The sequence below is a fragment of the Pseudomonas sp. microsymbiont 2 genome, assembly GCF_054788395.1.
In genome coordinates this window covers 800,974-823,449 of record NZ_CM139112.1, presented here as the reverse complement: position 1 = coordinate 823,449, position 22,476 = coordinate 800,974, and the positions used below count along the sequence as shown (strand labels likewise).

Annotated in this window: 20 protein-coding genes, 1 other RNA gene and 1 pseudogene; 18 read left to right on the top strand and 4 right to left on the bottom strand. The window is 60.7% G+C overall.

Annotated features, from left to right (window positions below; all coding sequences use genetic code 11):
- Positions 1-75: 75 nt before the first annotated feature.
- Entirely contained in the window at positions 76-630 is a 555-nt protein-coding gene (grpE, locus tag ACYUME_RS03750; RefSeq protein WP_279882573.1) for a nucleotide exchange factor GrpE, read from the bottom strand.
- 182 nt (positions 631-812) lie between these two features.
- Here grpE and recN point away from each other — a divergent pair, with 182 nt between their 5' ends.
- Complete coding sequence (recN, locus tag ACYUME_RS03745) at positions 813-2,486, top strand: DNA repair protein RecN (RefSeq protein ID WP_460418096.1); 1,674 nt, start codon at positions 813-815, stop codon at positions 2,484-2,486.
- 175 nt (positions 2,487-2,661) lie between these two features.
- On the opposite strand, the gene fur is transcribed toward recN, so the two are convergent.
- Positions 2,662-3,066, bottom strand: a complete 405-nt coding sequence (fur, locus tag ACYUME_RS03740) for a ferric iron uptake transcriptional regulator (RefSeq protein ID WP_134692394.1) — start codon at positions 3,064-3,066, stop codon at positions 2,662-2,664.
- A 97-nt stretch (positions 3,067-3,163) separates the two neighbouring features.
- Between fur and ACYUME_RS03735 the strand changes: the two genes are divergently transcribed.
- Complete coding sequence (locus ACYUME_RS03735; protein ID WP_279882567.1) at positions 3,164-3,685, top strand: outer membrane protein assembly factor BamE; 522 nt, start codon at positions 3,164-3,166, stop codon at positions 3,683-3,685.
- Between the two features lie 67 nt (positions 3,686-3,752).
- Here the strand turns inward: ACYUME_RS03735 and ACYUME_RS03730 are convergent, their stop codons facing one another.
- Positions 3,753-4,187 carry a type II toxin-antitoxin system RatA family toxin gene (locus tag ACYUME_RS03730; RefSeq protein WP_279882565.1) on the bottom strand — a complete coding sequence of 145 codons (435 nt, stop codon included), beginning with the start codon at positions 4,185-4,187 and terminating at the stop codon, positions 3,753-3,755.
- A 161-nt stretch (positions 4,188-4,348) separates the two neighbouring features.
- Here ACYUME_RS03730 and smpB point away from each other — a divergent pair, with 161 nt between their 5' ends.
- Complete coding sequence (gene smpB / locus ACYUME_RS03725) at positions 4,349-4,831, top strand: SsrA-binding protein SmpB (RefSeq protein ID WP_011532120.1); 483 nt, start codon at positions 4,349-4,351, stop codon at positions 4,829-4,831.
- Between the two features lie 121 nt (positions 4,832-4,952).
- Here smpB and ACYUME_RS03720 read toward each other — a convergent pair whose 3' ends face one another.
- Positions 4,953-5,720 carry an FCD domain-containing protein gene (locus tag ACYUME_RS03720; RefSeq protein WP_279882563.1) on the bottom strand — a complete coding sequence of 256 codons (768 nt, stop codon included), beginning with the start codon at positions 5,718-5,720 and terminating at the stop codon, positions 4,953-4,955.
- 259 nt (positions 5,721-5,979) lie between these two features.
- Between ACYUME_RS03720 and ACYUME_RS03715 the strand changes: the two genes are divergently transcribed.
- The 15 genes and pseudogenes from ACYUME_RS03715 (at position 5,980) to ACYUME_RS03645 (ending at position 22,277) form a co-directional block, all read left to right on the top strand.
- Complete coding sequence (locus ACYUME_RS03715) at positions 5,980-7,650, top strand: lactate permease LctP family transporter (RefSeq protein ID WP_279882561.1); 1,671 nt, start codon at positions 5,980-5,982, stop codon at positions 7,648-7,650.
- Positions 7,651-7,713: 63 nt separating this feature from the next.
- Positions 7,714-8,859: an FMN-dependent L-lactate dehydrogenase LldD gene (lldD, locus tag ACYUME_RS03710; RefSeq protein ID WP_279882558.1), complete on the top strand. Its 1,146-nt coding sequence runs from the start codon at positions 7,714-7,716 to the stop codon at positions 8,857-8,859.
- Positions 8,860-8,929: 70 nt separating this feature from the next.
- Positions 8,930-11,740: an FAD-binding and (Fe-S)-binding domain-containing protein gene (locus tag ACYUME_RS03705; protein ID WP_460418095.1), complete on the top strand. Its 2,811-nt coding sequence runs from the start codon at positions 8,930-8,932 to the stop codon at positions 11,738-11,740.
- A 745-nt stretch (positions 11,741-12,485) separates the two neighbouring features.
- Entirely contained in the window at positions 12,486-12,725 is a 240-nt protein-coding gene (locus tag ACYUME_RS03700) for a hypothetical protein (RefSeq protein WP_460418094.1), read from the top strand.
- The gene (locus ACYUME_RS03695; protein ID WP_460418093.1) at positions 12,722-12,958 is read left to right on the top strand and encodes a DUF3077 domain-containing protein; all 237 of its coding nucleotides are present in this window, start codon (positions 12,722-12,724) and stop codon (positions 12,956-12,958) included. Before ACYUME_RS03700 ends, ACYUME_RS03695 begins: the two co-directional genes overlap by 4 nt.
- Positions 12,959-13,258: 300 nt before the next feature.
- Positions 13,259-13,771: a hypothetical protein gene (locus ACYUME_RS03690; RefSeq protein WP_460418092.1), complete on the top strand. Its 513-nt coding sequence runs from the start codon at positions 13,259-13,261 to the stop codon at positions 13,769-13,771.
- Positions 13,768-14,016 carry a hypothetical protein gene (locus ACYUME_RS03685; protein WP_460418091.1) on the top strand — a complete coding sequence of 83 codons (249 nt, stop codon included), beginning with the start codon at positions 13,768-13,770 and terminating at the stop codon, positions 14,014-14,016. Before ACYUME_RS03690 ends, ACYUME_RS03685 begins: the two co-directional genes overlap by 4 nt.
- 148 nt (positions 14,017-14,164) lie before the next feature.
- On the top strand, positions 14,165-14,458 hold the full coding sequence (locus ACYUME_RS03680) for a hypothetical protein (protein ID WP_460418090.1): 294 nt from the start codon (positions 14,165-14,167) through the stop codon (positions 14,456-14,458).
- 95 nt (positions 14,459-14,553) lie between these two features.
- Positions 14,554-14,945, top strand: a transfer-messenger RNA (tmRNA) gene (gene ssrA / locus ACYUME_RS03675).
- Positions 14,946-15,133: 188 nt separating this feature from the next.
- Positions 15,134-16,390 (top strand): integrase domain-containing protein, encoded by a 1,257-nt coding sequence (locus tag ACYUME_RS03670; RefSeq protein ID WP_084296683.1) that lies wholly within the window; start codon positions 15,134-15,136, stop codon positions 16,388-16,390.
- Positions 16,391-17,359: 969 nt separating this feature from the next.
- Positions 17,360-18,757 carry a YfjI family protein gene (locus tag ACYUME_RS03665; protein WP_460418089.1) on the top strand — a complete coding sequence of 466 codons (1,398 nt, stop codon included), beginning with the start codon at positions 17,360-17,362 and terminating at the stop codon, positions 18,755-18,757.
- Positions 18,741-19,100 (top strand): hypothetical protein, encoded by a 360-nt coding sequence (locus ACYUME_RS03660; protein WP_460418088.1) that lies wholly within the window; start codon positions 18,741-18,743, stop codon positions 19,098-19,100. Before ACYUME_RS03665 ends, ACYUME_RS03660 begins: the two co-directional genes overlap by 17 nt.
- Complete coding sequence (locus tag ACYUME_RS03655) at positions 19,078-20,058, top strand: integrase domain-containing protein (RefSeq protein ID WP_460418087.1); 981 nt, start codon at positions 19,078-19,080, stop codon at positions 20,056-20,058. Before ACYUME_RS03660 ends, ACYUME_RS03655 begins: the two co-directional genes overlap by 23 nt.
- Positions 20,055-20,311 (top strand): annotated as a pseudogene (locus tag ACYUME_RS03650) (hypothetical protein). The gene ACYUME_RS03655 and the pseudogene ACYUME_RS03650 overlap by 4 nt, the downstream one beginning before the upstream one ends.
- A 259-nt stretch (positions 20,312-20,570) precedes the next feature.
- Positions 20,571-22,277 carry an ATP-dependent nuclease gene (locus ACYUME_RS03645; RefSeq protein ID WP_460418086.1) on the top strand — a complete coding sequence of 569 codons (1,707 nt, stop codon included), beginning with the start codon at positions 20,571-20,573 and terminating at the stop codon, positions 22,275-22,277.
- The last annotated feature ends 199 nt before the right edge of the window (positions 22,278-22,476 follow it).

Below are 22,476 nucleotides of genomic sequence, written 5' to 3'. Positions count from 1 at the left end.
GTGGCAGCGGCTACATTGGCCAACTGCGGTAATATTTGAATGCTTGACACCTAGATGGGGATGCCCGGAAGGATTTCAAGCCTTTTCATCAATAGAAGGCTGAGCGGCCGATGGCGCCTTGCTGACCACCACCATGGCGGGGCGCAGCAGACGGCCGTTGAGCAGGTAGCCCTTCTGGAACACCTTGAGCACGCTATTGGGCTCGACATCGGCGCTTTCCTGCATGGCCATGGCCTGGTGGTGCTCGGCGTTGAACGGCTCGCCGTGCGGCTCCAGGGCCTCGAGGTTGTAGCGCTTGAGGGTGTCGTGGAACATCTTCAGGGTCAGCTCGATGCCTTCGCGCATCGGCTTGATGGTCTCGTCGTCGGCGCTGGACAGCTCCAGGCCACGCTCCAGGCTGTCGATGATCGGCAGCAGGTCGCCGGCGAACTTCTCCAGGGCGAACTTGTGGGCCTTCTCGACATCCTGCTCGGCGCGACGGCGAATGTTCTGCAGGTCGGCGGCGGCGCGCAGGGACTGATCCTTGGCCGCGGCCAGCTGCTCCTCGAGCTCCAGGACGCGGGCATCGACATTCGCTGCACCAACTTCTTCGGAATTCAGGTTCTTCTCATCCAGCTGTTCGTCAGCCATTAGGTTTCTCCTCCACAATTTCTGTCGTGCGAGCCAGGCTCGCCATGTCTTGCCGGCTATATGGGGCCGGAAAATCCAGGTTCAAGGGGCAGGCCCGTTTTCCACATTCATCGGGCGGGCATTGTCAGCCCGGGGAAAAGCACTGTATAAATATCCAGACAAGACCCTTCGGGAGCCGACCCATGCTGGTGCACCTGTCCATTCACAACTACGCCATCGTCGAACACCTCGACCTCGAGATCGCCCGCGGCATGTCCGTCATCACCGGCGAGACCGGGGCCGGCAAGTCGATCATGCTCGACGCCCTGGGCCTGGCCCTGGGCGATCGCGCCGATAGCGGCGTGGTGCGCCCGGGCACCGACAAGGCCGATATCCTCGCCACCTTCGACCTGGTCGACATCCCCGAGGCGCACGCCTGGCTCGCCGAGCGCGACCTGGAAAGCGACGGCCCGTGCATCCTGCGCCGAGTGATCACCGCCGAAGGCCGCAGCCGGGGCTATATCAACGGCACGCCCTGCCCGCTTGGCGACCTCAAGGCGCTGGGCGAACTGCTGATCGACATCCACAGCCAGCACGAGCACCAGTCGCTGCTCAAGCTCGATACCCACCGCCGCCTGGTGGACGAGTACGCCGGCGCCAGCGACCTGGCCCGCCAGGTGCAACTGGCAGCCAAGCGCTGGAACCAGACGCGCCTGGAACTGGAGCGCCTGAGCAATTCCGGCGACGAGCAGCGCGCGCGCCACCAACTGCTCAGCTACCAGCTGGAAGAGCTGGACAACCTGGGCCTGGGCGAGAACGAGCTGGAGCACCTGGAACAGGAACACAAGAACCTGACCAATGCCGAAGCGCTGTTCGGCATCTGCCGCCAGGTCATCGACCAATGCAGCGAAAGCGACTCGGGCAATGTGTTGAGCGCCCTGACCGTCAGCCTCAACCGCCTGACCGCCGTCACCAACACCCCCAAGGCGCTGGGCGAGGCGGTCAACCTGATTGCCAGCGCACAAATCCAGATCGAGGAAGCCGTCGGCGAGCTGAACCGCTTCCTCGACCACTTCGACGCCGACCCGCTGCGCCTGCAGGCGCTCGAGGAGCGTCTCGACACTATCTACACCCTCGCCCGCAAGCACCGCGTGCACCCCACCGAACTTCCCCACCTGCAACAGCGCCTGATGGAAGAGCTGGAGGGGCTGAATGCCAGCGATGAATCCATCGAGCGCCTGGGCGAAGAGCTGACCGCCTATGCTCACCACTATAAAGAGAAGGCCGGCGAGCTCAGCGCCCTGCGTCAGCACGCCGCCAAGCAGCTGGCCACCGCCGTTGAGCAGGAAATCCAGCGCCTGGGCATGCCTGGCGGGCGCTTCTGCATCGAACTCACGCCTTTCGAGCAGGGCGACCTGTCACCCCACGGCCTGGAGCAGATCGAACTGCTGGTCAGCGCCAACCCCGGCCAGCCGCTCAAGGGCCTGGCCAAGGTCGCCTCGGGTGGCGAGCTGTCACGTATCAGCCTGGCGATCCAGGTGATCACCGCGCAAACCTCGCGCATTCCCACCCTGGTATTCGATGAAGTGGACGTGGGCATCGGCGGTCCTACCGCGGAGATCGTCGGCCAGTTGCTGCGCCGCCTGGGCGAACGCGGCCAGGTGCTGACCGTGACCCACCTGCCGCAGGTAGCGGCGCAGGGGCATCACCACCTGTTCGTGCACAAGGTGCGCAACAGCGACACGACCCACACCGCCGTCGCCAGCCTGGGCAAGCGCGAGCGGGTCGAGGAGGTGGCACGCATGCTGGGCGGGATCGACCTGACCAAGGAGTCCCTGGCCCACGCGCGCAAGATGGTGGTGAGCAGCAAGGCCTGATACCAAGACAACGCCCTTTCGCGGGCAAGCCCGCTCCCACAGGTCCGGCGTCACCCCTGTGGGGGCAGGCTTGCCCGCGAAAGGGCCGCAAGCCCCACCCACATCAGTGAGCCAAGGCCAGAAAGCACAAAGGCGGCCATAGGGCCGCCTTTGTCACTAGAAACGATCGAAATCGTTACTTCTTCTTACGCACATACAGGACCAGATTGTGGTCCACCAGCTCGAAACCATGCTCTGCCACGATTTCCTTCTGGCGCCGTTCGATCTCGGCATCCATGAACTCGATGACTTCGCTGGTATCCACGTTGACCATATGGTCGTGGTGACCGCCATCCGCCAGCTCGAACACCGCGTGGCCGCCGTCGAAGTTGTGGCGAACCACCAGACCCGCCGCTTCGAACTGGGTCAGCACGCGATACACGGTCGCCAGACCGACGTCCTCGCCAGCTTCCATCAGCGCCTTGTAGACATCCTCGGCACTCATGTGCCGCTGTTCGGTGGAGTCGAGCATCTGAAGAATCTTGACCCGAGGCAGGGTTACCTTCAGGCCCGCTTTGCGCAATTCGCTATTTTCAACCATGGTCAGCTTTCTCGCCGATGCTGCTTCGCAGCTTCTCTTAATACGGGTATGATCGGGGTTTACGTTGTCCAGCCAAGATAGTGGAAGTCGCCCACCGATGCAAAACAACACCAAGCTCTTGCTAACCAGTTTCACTCTCGTGGGACTGCTCGCACTCGCCGGTTGCTCGTTTCCCGGGGTTTACAAAATCGACATCCAGCAGGGCAATGTCGTTACGCAGGACATGATAGACCAATTGCGCCCGGGAATGACCCGCCGGCAAGTAAGGTTTATCATGGGCAACCCGCTGATCCAGGACACCTTCCACACCAACCGCTGGGATTACCTGTACAGCCTGCAGCCCGGTGGCGGCCAGCGCCAGCAAGAGCGCATGAGCATCTTCTTCAACGAAAGCGACCAACTGGTCAGCCTTTCCGGCGACTTCATGCCGGGCGTCAGCCGCGACCAGGAGATCCTCGGCGGCAGCGGCGATACCACCGTCAGCCCGGACAAACAGCCGAGCCAACCGGAAAAGCCGGCCAAGCCAGGCTCGCTGGAAGACACCCTGCAAAAAGAAATCGACAACATCGAGACCACCCCGGTACCCACCCCGGCCCCGCTCGAAACCTCGCCACAGTAAGCACTGGCGACCACGAAAAAGCCCGGACATGTCCGGGCTTTTCTATGGGCGCCTGCCTGGCGAGCCGTCAGCTGTAGAGCTGCTTGGCGCGCTGGCAGAATGCATCGACCATGGTGTTGGCCGCCTGGTTGAACAGCGGCCCCAAGGTGGCCCGCACCAGCGCCCCCGCATAGTCGAAGGACAGGTCAAGGCTGATCTTGCAGGCCTTTTCGCCCAATGGCTTGAAGATCCACAACCCATGCAGCTGGGTGAACGGACCTTCCTCCAGATTCATCTCGATCGACTGCCCCGGCACCAGCACATTGCGCGTGACGAACTGCTGGCTCATGCCGCCCTTGGCCACCTCCAGCCGGGCGCGCATATGCGTGTCGCTGGCCTCGAGCACCGTGGACGCCGAGCACCAGGGCAGGAACTCCGGGTAGCCGGCCACATCGTTGACCAGGTCGTAGAGCGCCTGGGCGGGGTACGGCAGCAGAGCGGAGCGTTGAATATGGGTAGTCATCCAGGCGTCACTTCCAAACGGGGCGGCAGCGCTTTTCAGCGCCTCGGAAACGGTTCCGCGGGGCAGAACGAGGGTTGCATTGTCCGGGATTCACCCAACAGGCTCAAGCGCACCTAAACCCCATAGCCGAGGACGCGGACTCTCCCTATAATGCGGCCCCTATGGCTAAGCAAAAGAAACATCCGACCGGGACCATCGCGCAGAACAAGAAAGCGCGACACGATTACTTCATCGAACACAAGTTCGAGGCCGGGCTGGTCCTGTCCGGCTGGGAAGTAAAGAGCCTGCGGGCCGGCAAGGCGCACCTGACCGACAGCTACGTGCTGCTCAAGGATGGCGAAGCCTGGCTGTTCGGCAGCCACATCACCCCGCTGACCACCGCCAGCACCCACGTCATCGCCGACCCGATCCGCACGCGCAAGCTGCTGCTGAACAAGCGCGAGCTCGAGCGCCTGGAAGCGGCCGTGGCACAGAAGGGTTATACCTGCGTGGCAATGTCGCTGTACTGGAGCAAGCACTTGATCAAGTGCGAAATCGCGCTCGGCAAGGGCAAGAAGGAGTTCGACAAGCGCGACACCGTGCGCGAACGCGACTCCAACCGCGAGCTGCAGCGCACCATGCGCAACAAGGGCAAGGAAGAGTAACCAGCCTTTCGACCGCGGCGCCTGCTTCGCGGGCAAGCCCGCTCCCACAGGTATGGCGCTGAATTCAGACTCGGCGCCATACCTGTGGGAGCGGGTTTACCCGCGAATGCCAGCACACTGGCTACCGCCCGCTGCGCCGCTCCGCCCGCGCCAGCCGCTGGGCTTCTTCCTGGGCCTCTTCCAGCACTTCCTGCACATACAGAATGTGCCGGCTGGACACCTCCCGCGCCTCTTCGGCACGCCCCTCGACAATCGCCTCGTACAGCTCACGATGCTGGCTGATCAGCATGTCACGCGTCTCGCTGCGCTGCTGGTACATGCCGCCGATGTTGGTCACCACATTGCGCTTGAGCAGGTCGAACAGCCCGCGAATGGTATGCAGCAGCACGGCGTTGTGGCTGGCCTCGGCAATCGCCAGGTGGAAACGCGCATCGGCCGCGCCCTCCTCTGCCCGATCGACTTCTCCAACCCGGTTATAGCAATCCTGGAGCGCATCGAACGCCACCTTCAGCCGCTCACGATCCGGCCCGGTGGCGCGCTGGGCCGCGTAATAGGCGCAGGACGCCTCCAGCGTATGGCGAAACTCCAACAGGTCGCGCTGCGCCTCGGGGCTGCCCTCGAGCAGCTTGAGCAACGGATCGCTGAAGGTCGAACCCAGCGACTCGGCCACATAGTTGCCGCCACCCTGGCGACTGACCAGCAGCCCCTTGGCCACCAGCTTCTGGATCGCCTCGCGCAGCGAAGGCCGAGACACACCGAACTGCTCGGCCAATGCTCGCTCGGCCGGCAGGCGCTGCCCCGACGTCAGCGTGCCTTCGAGAATCATCCCTTCCAACCGATCGACGATGTCGTCGGACAGGCGCCGCTGGCGGACCTGATCAAAAACCATCACATGCTCTCCACGAACCCCGGGATGCGGATCCGGGGGCGCCTATTCTGCGCCTAACCGCCCCACCTCGACACCCATCAGATGGCGTTTTTCGCCACCCACCAGCCGCCCGTTCATCGGCATCCGCGCAAACTTTTCCACAGGACAAATTGACACACCCGCAACGGCGCTTTTAACCTAGCGACCAGCCATTGTAAATTGGTCTTACCAATTATCCAATGCCAGTGCCTTGACCAACAACAATTAGGGGCCACCCCATATGCAAACCTGGCAACAACTCTATACCCCGCTTGGTAGCCTCGGCCTGTCCGCGCTGGCGGCGGTCATTCCCATCGTGTTCTTCTTCCTCGCCCTCGCCGTGTTCCGCCTCAAGGGCCACGTCGCCGGCAGCATCACCCTCGCACTGTCGATCCTGGTGGCGATCTTCGCCTTCCAGATGCCCGTCGACATGGCCCTGGCCGCCGCGGGTTATGGCTTCCTCTACGGCCTGTGGCCGATTGCCTGGATCATCGTCGCCGCGGTGTTCCTCTACAAACTCACGGTCAAGAGCGGCCAGTTCGAAGTGATCCGCAGCTCGGTGCTGTCGATCACCGACGACCAGCGCCTGCAAGTGCTGCTGATCGGCTTCTGCTTCGGCGCCTTTCTCGAAGGCGCGGCCGGCTTCGGCGCCCCGGTGGCCATCACCGCCGCGCTGCTGGTGGGCCTGGGCTTCAACCCGCTGTACGCCGCCGGCCTGTGCCTGATCGCCAACACCGCGCCAGTGGCCTTCGGCGCCCTCGGCATCCCGATCATCGTCGCCGGGCAGGTGACCGGCATCGACGCCTTCCATATCGGCGCCATGACCGGCCGCCAGCTGCCATTGCTGTCGCTGTTCGTGCCGTTCTGGCTGGTGTTCATGATGGACGGCATGCGCGGCGTGAAGGAGACCTGGCCAGCGGCCCTGGTCGCAGGCGCAAGCTTCGCCGTCACCCAGTACTTCACCTCCAACTTCATCGGCCCGGAGCTGCCGGACATCACCTCGGCCCTGGCCAGCCTGATCGCCCTGACCCTGTTCCTGAAAGTCTGGCAGCCCAAGCGCGCGTTCACCGAAGCCAAGGGCAGCGTCGGCGCCGCCGTGGTGCAATCGGGTGGCAGCCAGCCTAGCCCGTACAGCTTCGGCGAGATCTTCAAGGCCTGGTCGCCGTTCCTGATCCTCACCGTGCTGGTGACCATCTGGACCCTCAAGCCGTTCAAGGCCGCGTTCGCCCCGGGCGGCGCGATGTACAACTTCGTGTTCAACTTCGCCATCCCGCACCTCGACCAGCTGGTGATCAAGACCGCGCCGATCGTCACCGCGCCGACCGCCATGCCAGCGGTGTTCAAGCTCGACCCGATCTCCGCCACCGGCACCGCGATCTTCCTCTCGGCGCTGATCTCGATGTGGGTGCTGAAGATCAACTTCAAAACTGGTCTTACCACTTTCAAAGAGACCTTCTGGGAGCTGCGCTGGCCGATCCTGTCGATCGGCATGGTGCTGGCCTTCGCCTTCGTCACCAACTACTCGGGCATGTCCTCGACCATGGCCCTGGTACTGGCCGGCACCGGCGCCGCGTTCCCGTTCTTCTCGCCGTTCCTTGGCTGGCTGGGCGTGTTCCTGACCGGCTCCGACACCTCGTCCAACGCCCTGTTCAGCTCGCTGCAGGCCACCACCGCGCACCAGATCGGCGTCAGCGACACCCTGCTGGTGGCCGCCAACACCAGCGGCGGCGTCACCGGCAAGATGATCTCGCCGCAATCGATCGCCGTGGCCTGCGCCGCCACCGGCCTGGTCGGCAAGGAATCCGATCTGTTCCGCTTCACCGTCAAGCACAGCCTGTTCTTCGCCACCATCGTCGGCCTGATCACCCTGGTCCAGGCCTACTGGCTCACCGGCATGCTGGTTCATCACTAAAGTGAAAGGGGCCGGGCGCCGTGGCGCGCCCGGCATCACCTTCAACCCACGCTGCGAGAATCCATGATCATTTCCGCCTCCACCGACTATCGCGCCGCGGCCCAACGCAAGCTGCCCCCGTTCCTCTTCCACTACGCCGACGGCGGCGCCTACGCCGAGCACACCCTGCGCCACAACGTCTCGGACCTGGCCAGCATCGCCCTGCGCCAGCGCGTGCTGAAGAACATGTCCGAGCTGAGCCTCGAGACCCGGCTGTTCGACGAGACCCTGAGCATGCCCGTGGCCCTGGCCCCGGTCGGCCTCACCGGCATGTACGCCCGCCGTGGCGAAGTGCAGGCGGCGCGCGCGGCGGCGGCCCACGGCATCCCCTTCACCATGTCCACCGTGTCGGTGTGCCCGATCGAGGAAGTGGCCCCGGCCATCGACCGGCCGATGTGGTTCCAGCTCTACGTACTCAAGGACCGCGGCTTCATGCGCAACGCCCTGGAGCGCGCCAAGGCCGCTGGCGTGAAGACCCTGGTGTTCACCGTCGACATGCCCGTGCCCGGTGCCCGCTACCGCGACGCCCACGCCGGCATGAGCGGCCCGAACGCGCCGCTGCGCCGCGTATGGCAAGCCATGACCCACCCACAGTGGGCCCTGGACGTCGGCCTGCTCGGCCGCCCCCACGACCTGGGCAACATTTCCAAATACCGTGGCAACCCCACCGGCCTTGCCGACTACATCGGCTGGCTCGGCGCCAACTTCGACCCGTCCATCTCCTGGAAAGACCTGGAGTGGATCCGCGAATTCTGGGACGGCCCGATGATCATCAAGGGCATCCTCGATGCCGACGACGCCCGCGACGCGGTCAAATTCGGCGCCGACGGTATCGTCGTCTCCAACCACGGCGGCCGCCAGCTCGACGGCGTGCTGTCCAGCGCCCGCGCCCTGCCGGCCATCGCCGACGCGGTGAAGGGCGACATCAAGATCCTCGCCGACTCCGGCATCCGCAGCGGCCTCGATGTGGTGCGCATGATCGCCCTGGGCGCCGACACCGTGCTGATCGGTCGCGCCTTCCTCTACGCCCTGGCCACCCACGGCGAAGCCGGCGTGAAGAACCTGCTGGAGCTGTTCGAGAAAGAAATGCGCGTGGCCATGGTGCTGACTGGCGCCAAGTCCATCAGCGAGATCACCCGCGACTCGCTGGTCCGCGAACTGGGCGCCTGAACGCGCCCGCCACCGCCTGATTGCCCGGGGCACGCCGCGCGCAGACGCCGCGGCCCCGCGAGGAGACTGCATGAGCCTGCCCGCTGCGTTCCTGCGTGATGCCGAGCGCCTGATCCCCGCCGAACGCCGTTTCGACGACCCCACCTCGACCCTGGCCTTCGGCACCGACGCCAGCTTCTACCGGCTGATCCCCAAGCTGGTGGTGCGCGTGGAATCCGAGGACGAAGTGGTCGCGCTGATCCAGCTGGCCCAGCGCGACCGCGTGCCGGTGACCTTCCGCGCCGCCGGCACCAGCTTGTCTGGCCAGGCCATCAGCGACTCGGTGCTGATCGTGCTCGGCGACAACTGGAACGGCCGGGAAATTCGCGGCCAAGGTGAGCAGATCCGCCTGCAACCCGGCGTGATCGGCGCCCAGGCCAACGCCTGGCTGGCCCCGTACGGACGCAAGATCGGCCCCGACCCGGCCTCGATCAACGCCTGCAAGATCGGCGGCATCGTCGCCAACAACGCCAGCGGCATGTGCTGCGGCACCGCGCAGAACACCTACCATACCCTGGCCGGCCTGCGCCTGGTGCTGGCCGACGGCACCCGCCTGGACAGCGAAGACCCGGCCAGCGTCGCCGCCTTCGAACAGAGCCACGCCACGCTGCTCGACGAACTCGCCCGCCTGGGACGCGAGACCCGCGCCAACACCGAACTGGCCGATCGCATCCGCCACAAGTACCGACTGAAAAATACCACCGGCCTGTCGCTCAACGCCCTGGTGGACTACGACCAGCCGCTCGATATCCTGCAGCACCTGCTGGTCGGTTCCGAAGGCACCCTCGGCTTCGTCAGCGCCGTCACCTACGACACCGTGCCCGACCACCCGCACAAGGCCAGCGCCCTGCTGGTGTTCCCCAGCGTCGAAAGCTGCTGCCGCGCCGTCACTGTGCTCAAGCGCCAGCCCGTGTCCGCCGTGGAGCTGCTCGACCGCCGCAGCCTGCGTTCGGTGCAGGCCATGCCAGGCATGCCGGCCTGGGTCAAGGACCTGTCGGCCAACGCCTGCGCCCTGCTGATCGAATGCCGCGCCGCCAGCCAGAGCCTGCTGCACGAGCAACTCGACCAGGTGATGGACGCCATCGCCGACTACCCGCTGGAGCAGAAGGTCGCCTTCAGCGAAGACCCGGCGGTGTACAACCAGCTGTGGAAGATCCGCAAGGACACCTTCCCCGCCGTCGGCGCCGTGCGCCAGACCGGCACCACGGTGATCATCGAAGACGTCACCTTCCCCATCGAGCAACTGGCCGAGGGCGTCAACCGCCTGATCCAGCTGTTCGACAAGCACCGCTACGACGAGGCGATCATTTTCGGCCACGCACTGGAAGGCAACCTGCACTTCGTCTTCACCCAGGGCTTCAACAGCGCCGAAGAAGTGGCGCGTTACCAGGCCTTCATGGACGACGTGGCACAACTGGTGGCCGTGGAATTCGGCGGCTCGCTCAAGGCCGAGCACGGCACCGGGCGCAACATGGCGCCTTTCGTCGAGCTCGAATGGGGCAAGGACGCTTACCAATTGATGTGGCAGCTCAAGCGCCTGCTCGACCCCAACGGCATCCTCAACCCCGACGTGGTGCTGAGCAGCGACCCGGATATCCACCTGAAAAACCTCAAGCCGCTGCCGGCCGCCGACGAGATCGTCGACAAGTGCATCGAATGCGGTTTCTGCGAGCCGGTGTGCCCGTCGAAAGGGCTCACCCTCAGCCCCCGCCAGCGCATCGTCATGTGGCGCGATATCCAGGCCAAGCAGCGCGCCGGCCTCGATACCCGCGAACTGCTGCAGACCTACCAGTACCAGGGCATCGACACCTGCGCCGCCACCGGCCTGTGCGCCCAGCGTTGCCCGGTGGGCATCAACACCGGCGAGCTGGTGAAGAAACTGCGCAGCCAGGCCGCCGACCACACCAAGGCCGCCGACTGGCTGGCCGAGCATTTCCACACCACCCTGCGCGGCGCCCGCCTGACCCTGGCCGCCGCCAACGGCGCGCGCCAGCTGCTCGGCGCCCCACGCCTGGCCCGCCTGAGCGCCGGCCTGCGCAAGGCCAGCCACGGCCGCCTGCCGCAATGGACCCCGGCCATGCCCCAGCCGCTGCGCGCCGTCACATTGCCGCTGCCCAGCCACGACGCCCGCCCACGCGTGGTCTACCTGGCCGCCTGCGTCTCGCGCGTGATGGGCCCCGCCTACGCCGACCGCGAGCAGAGCTCGCTGCTCGACAAGACCCGCGCCCTGCTGGAAAAGGCCGGTTACCAGGTGGTGTTCCCCGACAACGCCGACAGCCTGTGCTGCGGCCAGCCGTTTGCCTCCAAGGGCTATCCCGAACAGGCCGAGCACAAGCGCCAGGAACTGATCGCCGCACTGCTGCACGCCAGCCGCGGCGGCCTTGATCCGATCTATTGCGACACCAGCCCCTGCACCCTGCGCCTGGTGCAGGACTTGGCCGAGACACGGCTGGACCTGTACGACCCAGTGCGCTTCATCCGCACCCACCTGGTCGACAGGCTGGAGTTCACGCCCCAGGAAGAGCCGGTGGCGGTGCATGTGACCTGCAGCACCCAGCACCTGGGCGAGAGCCAGGCGCTGATCGATTTGGCGCGGCGTTGCAGCAAGAATGTGGTGATTCCTGAAGGTATCCATTGCTGTGGGTTCGCTGGCGACAAGGGGTTCACCACGCCCGAGCTCAATGCCCACTCGCTGCGTACGCTCAAGGATGCGGTGCAGTATTGCAGTGAAGGGATTTCTACCAGTCGTACCTGTGAGATTGGGTTGTCGAGCCATAGTGGGATCGACTATCACGGGTTGGTGTATCTGGTGGATCGGGTTACGCGGGCGCGGGCGGTCTGATTGTTGGCGGGGATCGCGTGAGGGCGGCCAGGTGCATGCCGGGGTATTCGGTGAGGGCCACCAGGTGTTCGCCGATGTTGTTGCAGCGCCTATCAGATCGAGCGCCGCCCGCGCGGCGCATCGCGACGCAAGGCCGCTCCTACATCTGTTTCGGGCCAGTCAATCCTGTGCCATTACCTGGTCCGCCTTGTTGGCTCGACACAATTTCAGCGTGGGCGTTGCTGCCGCCCCACATGGCTCAAGGCATGCGCCAAGGCGGGCAGCGGTACTTTCACAGGACTCATTGGCCCGAAACAGATGTAGGAGCGGCCTTGCGTCGCGATGCGCCGCGCGGGCGGCGCTCGATCTCAAGGGCGCTGCAAGAACATCGGCAGGCACCTGGTGGCCATTACCAGATCCTGATCAGGCACCCCGCAACGGCGTAAGACATTTCCGAACCTGCAACCAAATGCTTCAGCCCAAAAGGCTTGGGACCTATCCTACGCACCTGTCGGAAGCCGCCGCGTTGCCGGGGAAATACCCCAGGGATAACGTCACTCCGTCGCCACATTTGGTGACCGGGGTGTGAGAATCCCGAAGTTCAAGAAATTCGGTTTCCTTCTATGGCAGCCGTGTGCGGGCAGACTTCGGTCTGACCGGGTTTCTTGTGCCCCGGATTCTCACCCTGTTCACGGCTGCCACCCTTTGTCTTGTGAGAATTGCCTTGGGGTGGTGCTTCCTTGAGACAGCGCAAGAGTTCCAAAAAATGAAAAAACTCGTCCCTGACCCACCCCACATCGCGTCCTACCTCACCATCTCCCCCACCCTCACCCGCGAAGACGCCATGGCCGCCGCCGTCGACGTAGCCACCGCCATTTCCGATGTACTCGATGTCTACTTCAAGACCGAGCCTGGCGACTACCGCGACCGCCTGTTCACCGCCAGCGACTACCTCGGCCAGCTCGCCTGCGCGCTGCTCGAACACAAGCCAGGAGCGCAGCCATGACCGTCACCCCAGGAAAGACCACCTGCATGGACATGTTCTGCGTGCAGCCCGGCATCCCGTTCGCCGATGCCTTCAGCGAGTTGTCGATACTGCTCGGCTGCATCCGCCACCTGACCTGTGAAGCCGAGATGGAAAGCGACCTGCTCGCCGGCAGCTCGGCGCGCATCCTCAGCGCCATGGCCAAGGCACTGATCGACGACATGGAGCTAGCCCTGGAAAAGCCCCCCCACTAAACCACCACCCCTCCCTTGCAGAAGCAGCCTCGCGCCGCGAAAGGGCCGCAAAGCGGCCCCGACGATCTTTACTCAACACTGAAACCTAGGGGGACCGCTACGCACCCCTTTCGCTACACAAACCCACTCCCACAGGCATCACCCCGTCCATCCCATATAGGCGCCGGCTTACCGGCGAACTACCCCCAGACGTTTCGTACCGATCATTCAGCCCGAGCTGAATAGCCGCGCATCGCCTCCGGTGGCATCGTTCGATGCCCCATGCATCAAGGCCTCACAGGCGGCCGAAGGGACGCGCCCATGCAAGTCGACAAGACCTATCACGTCATTGCCTCGTACGGCATTGCGTTCGACGTGCACACGTTCGTGATTGCACCCGAGCAATGCTGTCACCTGCGCGCCTTGAGCTTGCCGTTCGTGCACAAAGGGCACTATCAGGTCGTCGAAAAAGTGGCTGAGCTCTACGACAGGATGCTGCCCGGCGAACTGCCGTGCCATATGCGGGTCGCCGTGTCGCGTCCGCTCAATCGCTTGCAGGGCGATCTGTTGAATGAGCAACGCCACGACATCTTGAATCTGCTGGGTGCATCAGTAGGCCAAGCGGCAACGACGCTCGTCGGTGGCCCTGCAGGTTTTGCCGCCGGATTGCTTGCCGGAGGCGCAGCCGGCACAACGGCCAGCCAGTTGGCCAAAAGCAGGCTCCCCACGTTTCATGCCGGTGATGTACTGGTTTCCCTTTATGCCCAGGTTAATGGCGGCATAGGCCCACAAACGTCCTCCATGCTCCTCATAATTCAACCAGGCACGCCATGACGACACTCTACTTCCTCACTTGCTTGATGATCACGGGCGTCTTGCTCGACTGGGCCTTCAAATCAAGAACCATCAGATGCGTGCTTTACGTTGTGCTCACCGCCACAGGTATCACCACCTGTACCCAGCTGCGCGAACAGCAGGTGTGGCGCCTCGATGGCGGGGACTGGGGAATACTGTTGGTGCTCGTAGGCTACCGGCTGCTGTTCAAACGGTCGCGCTACTCTCGCAACGATGATGACTAAGAGAGTGCCCCGCGATAGGGTTCCTTGCATCGCTCCCACACCAACGTCCCCCTCCTCGCCCCTGCCATCACATCGATTGAACCCTCGCCCACCGTCGACCGTCCACCGTTCAGGCCCACCCTCCAGAGGCCTGCACAAGGAGACTCCCATGAAAGGCACTGCGCTATCCGCCCTGTTCGCGGCCGCAACCCTGCTGGCCTCGCCTGTGTTCGCCGCCGATGACCTGTGCGCCATCAACCTGCAGAAGATCGACGATGCCATGGCCACCGCCGGCGCCACCTCCGAAGGCCTGGACAAGGCCATCACCGAGCACGTCGACAAAGCCAAGGCCGCGCAAGCCGCGGGCGACAACAAAGAGTGCATCGCCATCACCAGCAAAGTGCTCGAGCGCCTGGAAAAGACCGAGAAAGGCAGCGGTTCTGCCGGCGGCGGCGGCGCCTGACCTCGCACGGGCGGCCCGCCTGTCGACGCCGCCCGCGCAAAGGCGTATACTCCACCTCGCATCCCGTAAAAGGGATGCCAGCTAGAGCTGAGTGTGGGGCCGATTAGGATTCGACGCCGGTAGCGAAACTCTAGGTGCATGCCGAGTTGGTAACAGAACTCGTAAATCCACTGTTGCAACTTTCTATAGTTGCCAATGACGAAAACTACGAGGGCTACGCTCTCGCTGCGTAAGCAGCTGAGCCCGCTCTCCTGGTAGCTTCGGCTCCAGCAATCATCAGGGGATGCCTGTAAACCCGAAATGATTGTCATACAGAACAGGATCGTCGTGCAGCACGTTGGGGGCGAAGCGACTAAAACTTACCCAACTCGTCCAAAGCACCCTGCCCGTCGGGCGGCTGCGGATTAACTCAGTAGACACGGCTAAGCATGTAGTACCGACAGCGGAGTACTGGCGGACGGGGGTTCAAATCCCCCCGGCTCCACCAAATGATCAAAAAAAGACGTCCACGGACGTCTTTTTTTGTGCCTGGAAGTCAGTGAAATCAAGGGTTTACTGCTCTTTTGAGGGCCACAACGGTTTTTTGAGTTCCAGCCGTCCCGGTATTCCCGGTGGTATTTCAGCCTACCTGGGGCTAATCTTGGGAATACCAAAAGGTGTCATGGAGCCTCTCCCATGTGCGCTCAAACAGCTCGTCTCTCCGACCGCCAACTCAAGGCGGTCAAGCCCAAAGACAAGGACTATGTCCTCACGGATGGCGACGGCCTCCAGCTCCGAGTCCGGGTAAACCGCTCGATGCAGTGGAATTTCAACTACAGGCATCCGGTCACCAAGAATCGAATCAACATGGCGCTCGGCTCCTATCCCGAGGTCTCTCTGGCGCAAGCTCGGCGAAAAGCGGTTGAAGCTAGGGAAGTACTTGCCCAGGGGATCGACCCCAAAGCTCAGCGCAATGATCTCGCGCAGGCCAAACTAGCCGAGACAGAACATACGTTCGAGAAAGTAGCTAGCGCCTGGTTCGAGTTGAAAAAGGACTCGGTCACGCCGGCCTATGCTGAGGACATCTGGCGCTCACTCACGCTGCACGTTTTTCCGAGCATGAAATCGACTCCAATCTCGGAAGTCAGTGCACCGATGGTGATCAAGATCCTTCGCCCTATCGAATCCAAAGGCAGCTTGGAAACGGTGAAGCGGCTTAGCCAGCGCCTCAACGAGATCATGACCTACGGGGTCAATTCAGGAATGATCTTCGCGAACCCGCTCAGCGGGATTCGGGCGGTGTTCAAGAAACCGAAGAAAGAAAATATGGCGGCGCTACCGCCCGAGGAGCTTCCTGAACTCATGCTGGAAATAGCGAACGCCAGTATCAAGCGCACGACACGCTGCCTGATCGAGTGGCAGTTGCACACGATGACCCGCCCCGCGGAGGCGGCAACTACTCGCTGGGTAGACATCGACTTTGAAAGGCGAGTCTGGACTATCCCACCGGAGCGGATGAAGAAGCGCCGCCCGCACAGCATCCCGTTGAGCGATCAAGCCATGTCATTGCTGGAGATACTGAAGTCTCACAGTGGTCATCGGGAATACGTCTTCCCGGCAGACCGAAACCCTCGTACTCATGCCAATAGCCAGACCGCCAACATGGCGTTGAAACGCATGGGCTTCCAGGACCGCTTGGTCAGCCACGGCATGCGCTCGATGGCCAGCACCATATTGAATGAACATGGGTGGGACCCGGAGCTCATCGAAGTAGCGTTGGCGCACGTCGACAAGGATGAGGTGCGCAGTGCCTACAACCGTGCCGACTACATCGAGCGACGGCGGCCGATGATGGCTTGGTGGAGCGAGTACATTCTGAAGGCGTCGACGGGCAATCTCTCGGCCAGCGCGATGAATGTGGCTAGGGATCGGAACGTAGTACCCATCCGATAGGGCGGCGACAACGGCGACACTGGCGACAGACCGCGTGCGATCTACATCCTTGCCGTCTGAGCGGATGGCGACAGTCGCCAACTCGCCTCGATTTTGGCTTCTCCGGCTAAGCCCGTGAGCATGGGGAGGCTTCGCATCCCCATGCTCACGGGCTAACACTAGAAAAGCGACAAACGGCCACTTTGCCACTGACACCCACCGACTTCCAAAGCACGCCAGAGGTGGAATCTGGTGCATTTCCATGTGCCTTTCACCAATTGACCCGTGCCGCGGTGACCGATAGAACGAAGATTCAAAGCGCTGCCTTAGGCAGCACCCCAGGTGACCAGAGCCTTCAAGGTCATACCGCTAACCCGGTGGTTCAACCCAAAGTGCGATTCGCGCCCGGAGGCTCGCACGGTCATTCGCCAGAATGATGGACGCCCTCTAAACAATCCGCCTAGTGCGGCTGCCCGCTAACCCTTTAGCCCTGCAGCAACGAACCTGCTCGGCCAATGTTTTGCGCCAACCGTTCGCCCGTCTCTTTTTCCAGAAAAGAGACGGGCGCTCCTACCACTGCTGCAGCCCTCATCGTACATGGCTTTGCGGCAATTCCCCTCGTGACAATCGGCGTGACAAACGCCGATATCACCAGCAACAGCGCTGTAGATGATGGTGCCGCAGACCAGGGAATGGAATGGACTGCACCTGACTGACAGTCAGGCATGCCCCAGTCATCGCATTGCTGCTTGCACATGGCTCAGGATCTCGCGGCACTGGTCTCGTCAGCCAGTGCAGCCTCCACCCGCCCACCGGCAACGGTGCTTAGGAGGCCAGATCATGAGATGCCCTTGCTCCTGGTAGTAAGGAGCCGTCAGTCCCGCGTCAGTGGACACCCTCACAGGTCGCAGGGGCCTTGATCCCTGATAACACTCAGCATTCTTGGCGGGATGACGTGAGGGAGAGGTCGGTAATTTATGGAGGAAGGCTATGCAACTGCGCGAAGTACAAGGGCCACCACGCCCCTTGTTGGAACAGCAGATAACGCCCCTACCCTACCCGGTCGCGGCGCTGGGCGATCTATTGGGGCCTGCCGTGGAGCGCATGGCCGATGTGATCGGCGTGCCCTGCGCCATGGCCGCACAATCCGTTCTGGCCACGGCAGCTTTGGCGAGCCAGGCGCACGCCAATGTTCACCTCGACGGCCGAATCTATCCGTTGTCGCTGTACTTGCTGACGGTGGCTTGCTCGGGTGATCGCAAAAGCGCGGTGGACCATATTGCACTGCAGGCCGTACGCGACTGGGAAAGGCAGCAGTGGATCGCCTATGGCGAACAGCTCAAGGCGCACCGATCTGCAATGAGCCTCACCGCGAAGTCACCGACCTCGAAAAAGTCAGCACAGCTAGCGCTGGACGCCCAACCTGAACCCGTCCAACCGAGACTCCTCAGTGCTGAGCCGACCATTGAAGGCCTGGTCAAAAGTCTGTGCCATGGCTTACCGAGCATGGGCTTGTTCAGTGATGAAGGCGGCCAGTTCTTGGGCGGCAGCACCATGAGCAAGGACAACATGATCAAGGCGATCACTCACTTGTCGACGCTGTGGGACGGCAGCCCGATTGATCGCTCGCGCGCGATGGCAGGGGAAAGTCTGCGTGCCTATGACCGCCGACTCAGCATGCACTTGATGCTGCAACCCCGCCTGGCCGATCGCTTGCTTCAGGATGCAGATATCAAAGACCAGGGCATCCTGGGGCGCTGCTTGATCAGTTGGCCCGAGCGTCTGGTTGGACAACGGCTGTATAAAGCCATCGACCTGACCCGAGATCCAAAGGTGCACCTGTACCAGCAGCGCATTGCCGCGCTGATGCAGAAGCCTTGGTCACGCCATAAAGACGGCGGCCTCAACCCTGCGGCCCTAGAGTTGAGCCCCCGCGCCCGTGAGGCCTGGATTGCCATTCACGACACCATTGAATGCGAGTCTGGGGAATTCGGCGAGCTGGTCAACGTGCAAGCTGCTGCGGGCAAAGCCGCCGCGAACGTTCTACGCATGGCTGGCGTGATGGCGGTGGTTGAGGAATCGACTGTATTGGAAGACATGCACATTCAGCGCGCCTCCACGCTGATGGATTACTACCTGGCCGAGAACCAACGCCTGACTGAACAGGAACCACTGAATAAGCTTCGCGCTGAGGCTGATTGCCTGCTGCGCTGGTTGATAAAGAAGAACTCGCCACCGTTTCGCCTCCGCGATCTCACGCGCAACGGCCCTCGCTTTGCCCGTAAAAGCACGCGGCACACTTTCGAGTTATTGCTGCAGCTGGTTGCCCATAACTGGCTGGACAATGACGGGGACATATTCGAGGTGCGCCATGTTCCGCCTCAATGACGCCGTGCGCCGCTATCGAGCGCAACATCGCTCGCCGGCCGAGCTACGGTGTGTCGCCGTTACTGCCACCACTTTGTCGCCACGTGCCAATCCAGATGCGGCGGGGCTTGTCGCCAGTGTCGCCGCTGTCGCCGCTCCAACATCTGAGTCAACCGACCTCGCTCGGCTTATCGAGCAGTTGCGAGAAGAAGGGGCGTTGCTGCAACGCAGCGAAAATGCCCTCCTCATCCGCCCAGCACACTGGGGACAGTTGGACACCATCAACTCCAACTGGAAAGCCCTGCTGCTGCTCCTACAAGCCAACGATCAAGGTGAAGACAATGGCGCTGGTCGGTCGGCGTGACGGTCGCAACTTTGGCTACGGTCGCCAACTGAGCTACGCCGGTAGGCAGGCACTGGAAGATCTGTTTGCCGGCGGCCACTTCGCCACCGTCAAAGCACACTGCGATCGCTGGCAAGCCTTCGTGCGCTGGTGCCGATCGGAGGACGGCCCCGGTTACAACGATGCACGCCAGATTGATCGACAGACGCTGGAGGACTACGTCGCATACCTGCGCCAGAAGATCCAGCAAGGCGAACTGTGCATCGCCACCGCGCAAAACCGCCTGAGCAGCGTTAACCGAACCCTCGCCGCGCTGCGCGGTGATCAGGACGTGAGAGTCATCAGCCCGAGCCAGGCGCTGGGACAGCACCGCTGCAACGTACGCACCCGTGCGCCGGACGGCCAAGATTATCAGGACGTACAGAGAGTGGCGCTGTCGCTGGTGGAAAACCAATACGAACGGGTGGCCGCTATCATCATGTTGGCCCGGACTACCGGTATGCGCCTGCGCGAAGCGATCCTGGCAAACCTTCCACGCTTGCACCACGAGGCCGAGTCGCTTGGTCGGATCAATATCCAGGACGGCACCAAAGGCGGGCGAAGCGGGGCATCAGCGCCGCGTTGGATCATCGCCAATGAAGAGGTCAAAGCATCACTCCGATTGGCGCGCAACGCATCACCGATGGGCAGCCACAACTTACTGCACTGGGCCGAAACCTACGCCACGTTCTTGCAACGGACGGTGCTCCCAGCTCGTGAAATTCTGCATAAGCACGGGATAAAGGGCTTTCATGAACTGCGCGCAGCCTACGCTTGCGAACGTTACGCGCAACTCACCCGCCATACTGCACCAGTCAATGATGGCCACGGCTACCGCATCGACCGCGATCTTGATCAGTGGGCGCGTCAGCAGATCAGCCTTGAGCTTGGGCACTACCGGATTGATGTGGTTTCGGCCTACATCGGTGGCCGATCATGAGCAAATCCTTTGATATGGCGTTGTTTCTCAACGGCGTACTGGCCGGTCGAAGAGCACCCAGCAACGACATCTACGGCAAGCTCGAATCATGCAGGCAGCCATCAAGCGGCGATGGCAGCGAGACAATCCGTGGACTTGGCAACTCAAGCATATGCAATGGTTTTTTACCCAGCATCTAAAGAGCCACTCCGAAGCTTCTCGTTATTATTATCTACTCACCGCGCGACTAATCAGAAAACGATTGGCGAGCTGAATAGCGTCTCCATCAAGTGAGAACACATGATAACTTCGTATTTTCTACAGCAGCTCATCGAAGATAGCGCCACTTTGGGACTGATAGCATAGATTCAGGTACGAGTAGCGACAAAGCCACGACCAGTATAAAATCAGTCGTCCGAGGGATGCTTAACTCAACTCTCCCGTCACCTATGGCAGCCAACCCTTTAGCAATCTCAGACAACCTAAAGGCACGCCGGTAACGCGTACAGTATTTAAAATCAAAAGAGAGAAATATGGATATTCAAATAAAAAAATTTAAGAAGATAGACAACGTAACAGTGAAGCTGGAATCATTGAATATCTTTATTGGAGCCAATAACTCCGGCAAGAGCAGCTTTATTCAAGGAATTCAATTTGCTATCTCTGGTTGCCAAACCTTATCCTTAAAAGGCGGCACATGGGGAAAAGACACCAAAACTCTTTCACTAGACTCAAGCGAATACCTTTATACGCCAACAAATAACATTGAATACCTTTACCATGGAAAAAGGCTAACAGGATCACGGACGAAAACAGATAGGAGTTGGATTGAGTTCAAGCTCTCCGACGGCAAGACCTCGACACTCAGGATATCAAAAGGTAAAAACGGGGGATTTACAACCAGCCTGACTGGGCGAGAGCTAGGTGAAAAATTAAGCGACATTGAAAAACCATACTGCGTATATGTCCCGGGAATTGCTGGAATTCCTACACAGGAAAAATATGAAGTTACCATTACAGTAAAAAAATCTGCAACACGCGGAGACAGCAACAACTACCTGAGAAACATCCTATATGCCATCAGCAGAGATAACGAAAAATGGATGCAATTTAAATATTCGGTAAACAGTATCTACCCCAATACAAATGTGGTCGCTAGATTTGACGAACACAAATCGGAGTATATACAAGTCTTCGTATTTGACGGCTCATTAGAACTACCACTTGACTCAGTGGGCACTGGACTGCTTCAAGTAATTCAAATATTCGCATATATAGAGTACTTCAACCCCAGAGTGATACTCCTGGATGAGCCAGACTCCCACATCCATCCCACAAAACAGAAGATGCTCGCCAAAGAGCTTTCTAGGCGAGCCACCGAAAATGATGATTTGAAAATTGTTTTCTCAACCCATTCTAGATACATCCTAGACTCCCTAGAAGACAAAGCAAACGTCGTACATTTTCAAGGCGGTAGCGTCTTTCAAAACGTGAAAGGCAGCAACATACTACTGGACATAGGAGCTGCAGACGCTGACTATCTTTTTTCTAAGAAAGAGCTAAAGTACATTATAGTCACAGAGGACAAAGTCGACGACATAGCTGAAAAAAAGGAATTTCTGAGGAAATTTATAATTGCCAACGGCCTCAGTGAAAATGATTTTGTTCTACACTCGTACGAGGGCTGTACAAAAGTAGATTTTGCCAAAATACTACAGGGGTTCGTTCGAAAACAGATACCTACAGTTAAAGTTATCGTACATATTGATAGAGATCAAAAAATAGATAGCGACAGAGAAGTTATAAAACTAGCTGAGGACTGCGCGAAGAGAGAGCTGATCTTCTTCATGACAAAATTCCAAGAAGTAGAGTCATATTTTTGCACACCACTACACATTCACAAAACGTATAACATTCCGCTAGAAAAAGCGAAGATAAAGCACCAACAGTTCATAGATGAGCTTTCGGAGGAAACCAAACGAAAGCTGGGAAATTTCATATTAAGGGAAAGACCTGAACTCAGCCTGAACGCAGCGGGAAAACAAGACATCAGCATTATAAATAACATCGTCAATGAGTGGTACGATCAATACGGCGAAGCTCTTACACCGGGAAAAGAGCTTCTTGGGAAAATCAAAAAATTTGCACAGCAAGACCTAAAGGACGATCCAAATAAAATCTTAAATATTTCAGATGCGCTGATTTCAGAAGAGTTCAAAGCGTTACTAGCAGTGCAATAGATTAATGCAATAAGCTAATGGGTATCGCCGTGTGTAGCCCGGATGGACGACTGGTGTTGGTTGAAAGCCGCCGCTTTCAACCCTTGACAGCCTTCGCAGAGGGCTACCCCCTGCGACGTGCTAGGGTGGCTAAGCCTAGTGAATCGCTGAGCCATAGAGAGGCCCAGCATTCGTCGCTTATCCGCCCCATGACTTCTGC

What these genes read in the sequence shown, in the direction of transcription:
- ACYUME_RS03680 (WP_460418090.1), top strand. Translation starts at nt 14,165, where the DNA reads ATGAAAGGCACTGCGCTATCCGCCCTGTTCGCGGCCGCAACCCTGCTG.
- ACYUME_RS03660 (WP_460418088.1), top strand. Translation starts at nt 18,741, where the DNA reads ATGTTCCGCCTCAATGACGCCGTGCGCCGCTATCGAGCGCAACATCGC.
- smpB (WP_011532120.1), top strand. Translation starts at nt 4,349, where the DNA reads ATGGCTAAGCAAAAGAAACATCCGACCGGGACCATCGCGCAGAACAAG.
- ACYUME_RS03695 (WP_460418093.1), top strand. Translation starts at nt 12,722, where the DNA reads ATGACCGTCACCCCAGGAAAGACCACCTGCATGGACATGTTCTGCGTG.
- fur (WP_134692394.1), bottom strand. Translation starts at nt 3,066, where the DNA reads ATGGTTGAAAATAGCGAATTGCGCAAAGCGGGCCTGAAGGTAACCCTG.
- grpE (WP_279882573.1), bottom strand. Translation starts at nt 630, where the DNA reads ATGGCTGACGAACAGCTGGATGAGAAGAACCTGAATTCCGAAGAAGTT.
- ACYUME_RS03735 (WP_279882567.1), top strand. Translation starts at nt 3,164, where the DNA reads ATGCAAAACAACACCAAGCTCTTGCTAACCAGTTTCACTCTCGTGGGA.
- ACYUME_RS03645 (WP_460418086.1), top strand. Translation starts at nt 20,571, where the DNA reads ATGGATATTCAAATAAAAAAATTTAAGAAGATAGACAACGTAACAGTG.
- ACYUME_RS03720 (WP_279882563.1), bottom strand. Translation starts at nt 5,720, where the DNA reads ATGGTTTTTGATCAGGTCCGCCAGCGGCGCCTGTCCGACGACATCGTC.
- ACYUME_RS03715 (WP_279882561.1), top strand. Translation starts at nt 5,980, where the DNA reads ATGCAAACCTGGCAACAACTCTATACCCCGCTTGGTAGCCTCGGCCTG.
- ACYUME_RS03730 (WP_279882565.1), bottom strand. Translation starts at nt 4,187, where the DNA reads ATGACTACCCATATTCAACGCTCCGCTCTGCTGCCGTACCCCGCCCAG.
- ACYUME_RS03690 (WP_460418092.1), top strand. Translation starts at nt 13,259, where the DNA reads ATGCAAGTCGACAAGACCTATCACGTCATTGCCTCGTACGGCATTGCG.
- ACYUME_RS03670 (WP_084296683.1), top strand. Translation starts at nt 15,134, where the DNA reads ATGTGCGCTCAAACAGCTCGTCTCTCCGACCGCCAACTCAAGGCGGTC.
- ACYUME_RS03700 (WP_460418094.1), top strand. Translation starts at nt 12,486, where the DNA reads ATGAAAAAACTCGTCCCTGACCCACCCCACATCGCGTCCTACCTCACC.
- ACYUME_RS03705 (WP_460418095.1), top strand. Translation starts at nt 8,930, where the DNA reads ATGAGCCTGCCCGCTGCGTTCCTGCGTGATGCCGAGCGCCTGATCCCC.
- ACYUME_RS03655 (WP_460418087.1), top strand. Translation starts at nt 19,078, where the DNA reads ATGGCGCTGGTCGGTCGGCGTGACGGTCGCAACTTTGGCTACGGTCGC.
- ACYUME_RS03665 (WP_460418089.1), top strand. Translation starts at nt 17,360, where the DNA reads ATGCAACTGCGCGAAGTACAAGGGCCACCACGCCCCTTGTTGGAACAG.
- ACYUME_RS03685 (WP_460418091.1), top strand. Translation starts at nt 13,768, where the DNA reads ATGACGACACTCTACTTCCTCACTTGCTTGATGATCACGGGCGTCTTG.
- lldD (WP_279882558.1), top strand. Translation starts at nt 7,714, where the DNA reads ATGATCATTTCCGCCTCCACCGACTATCGCGCCGCGGCCCAACGCAAG.
- recN (WP_460418096.1), top strand. Translation starts at nt 813, where the DNA reads ATGCTGGTGCACCTGTCCATTCACAACTACGCCATCGTCGAACACCTC.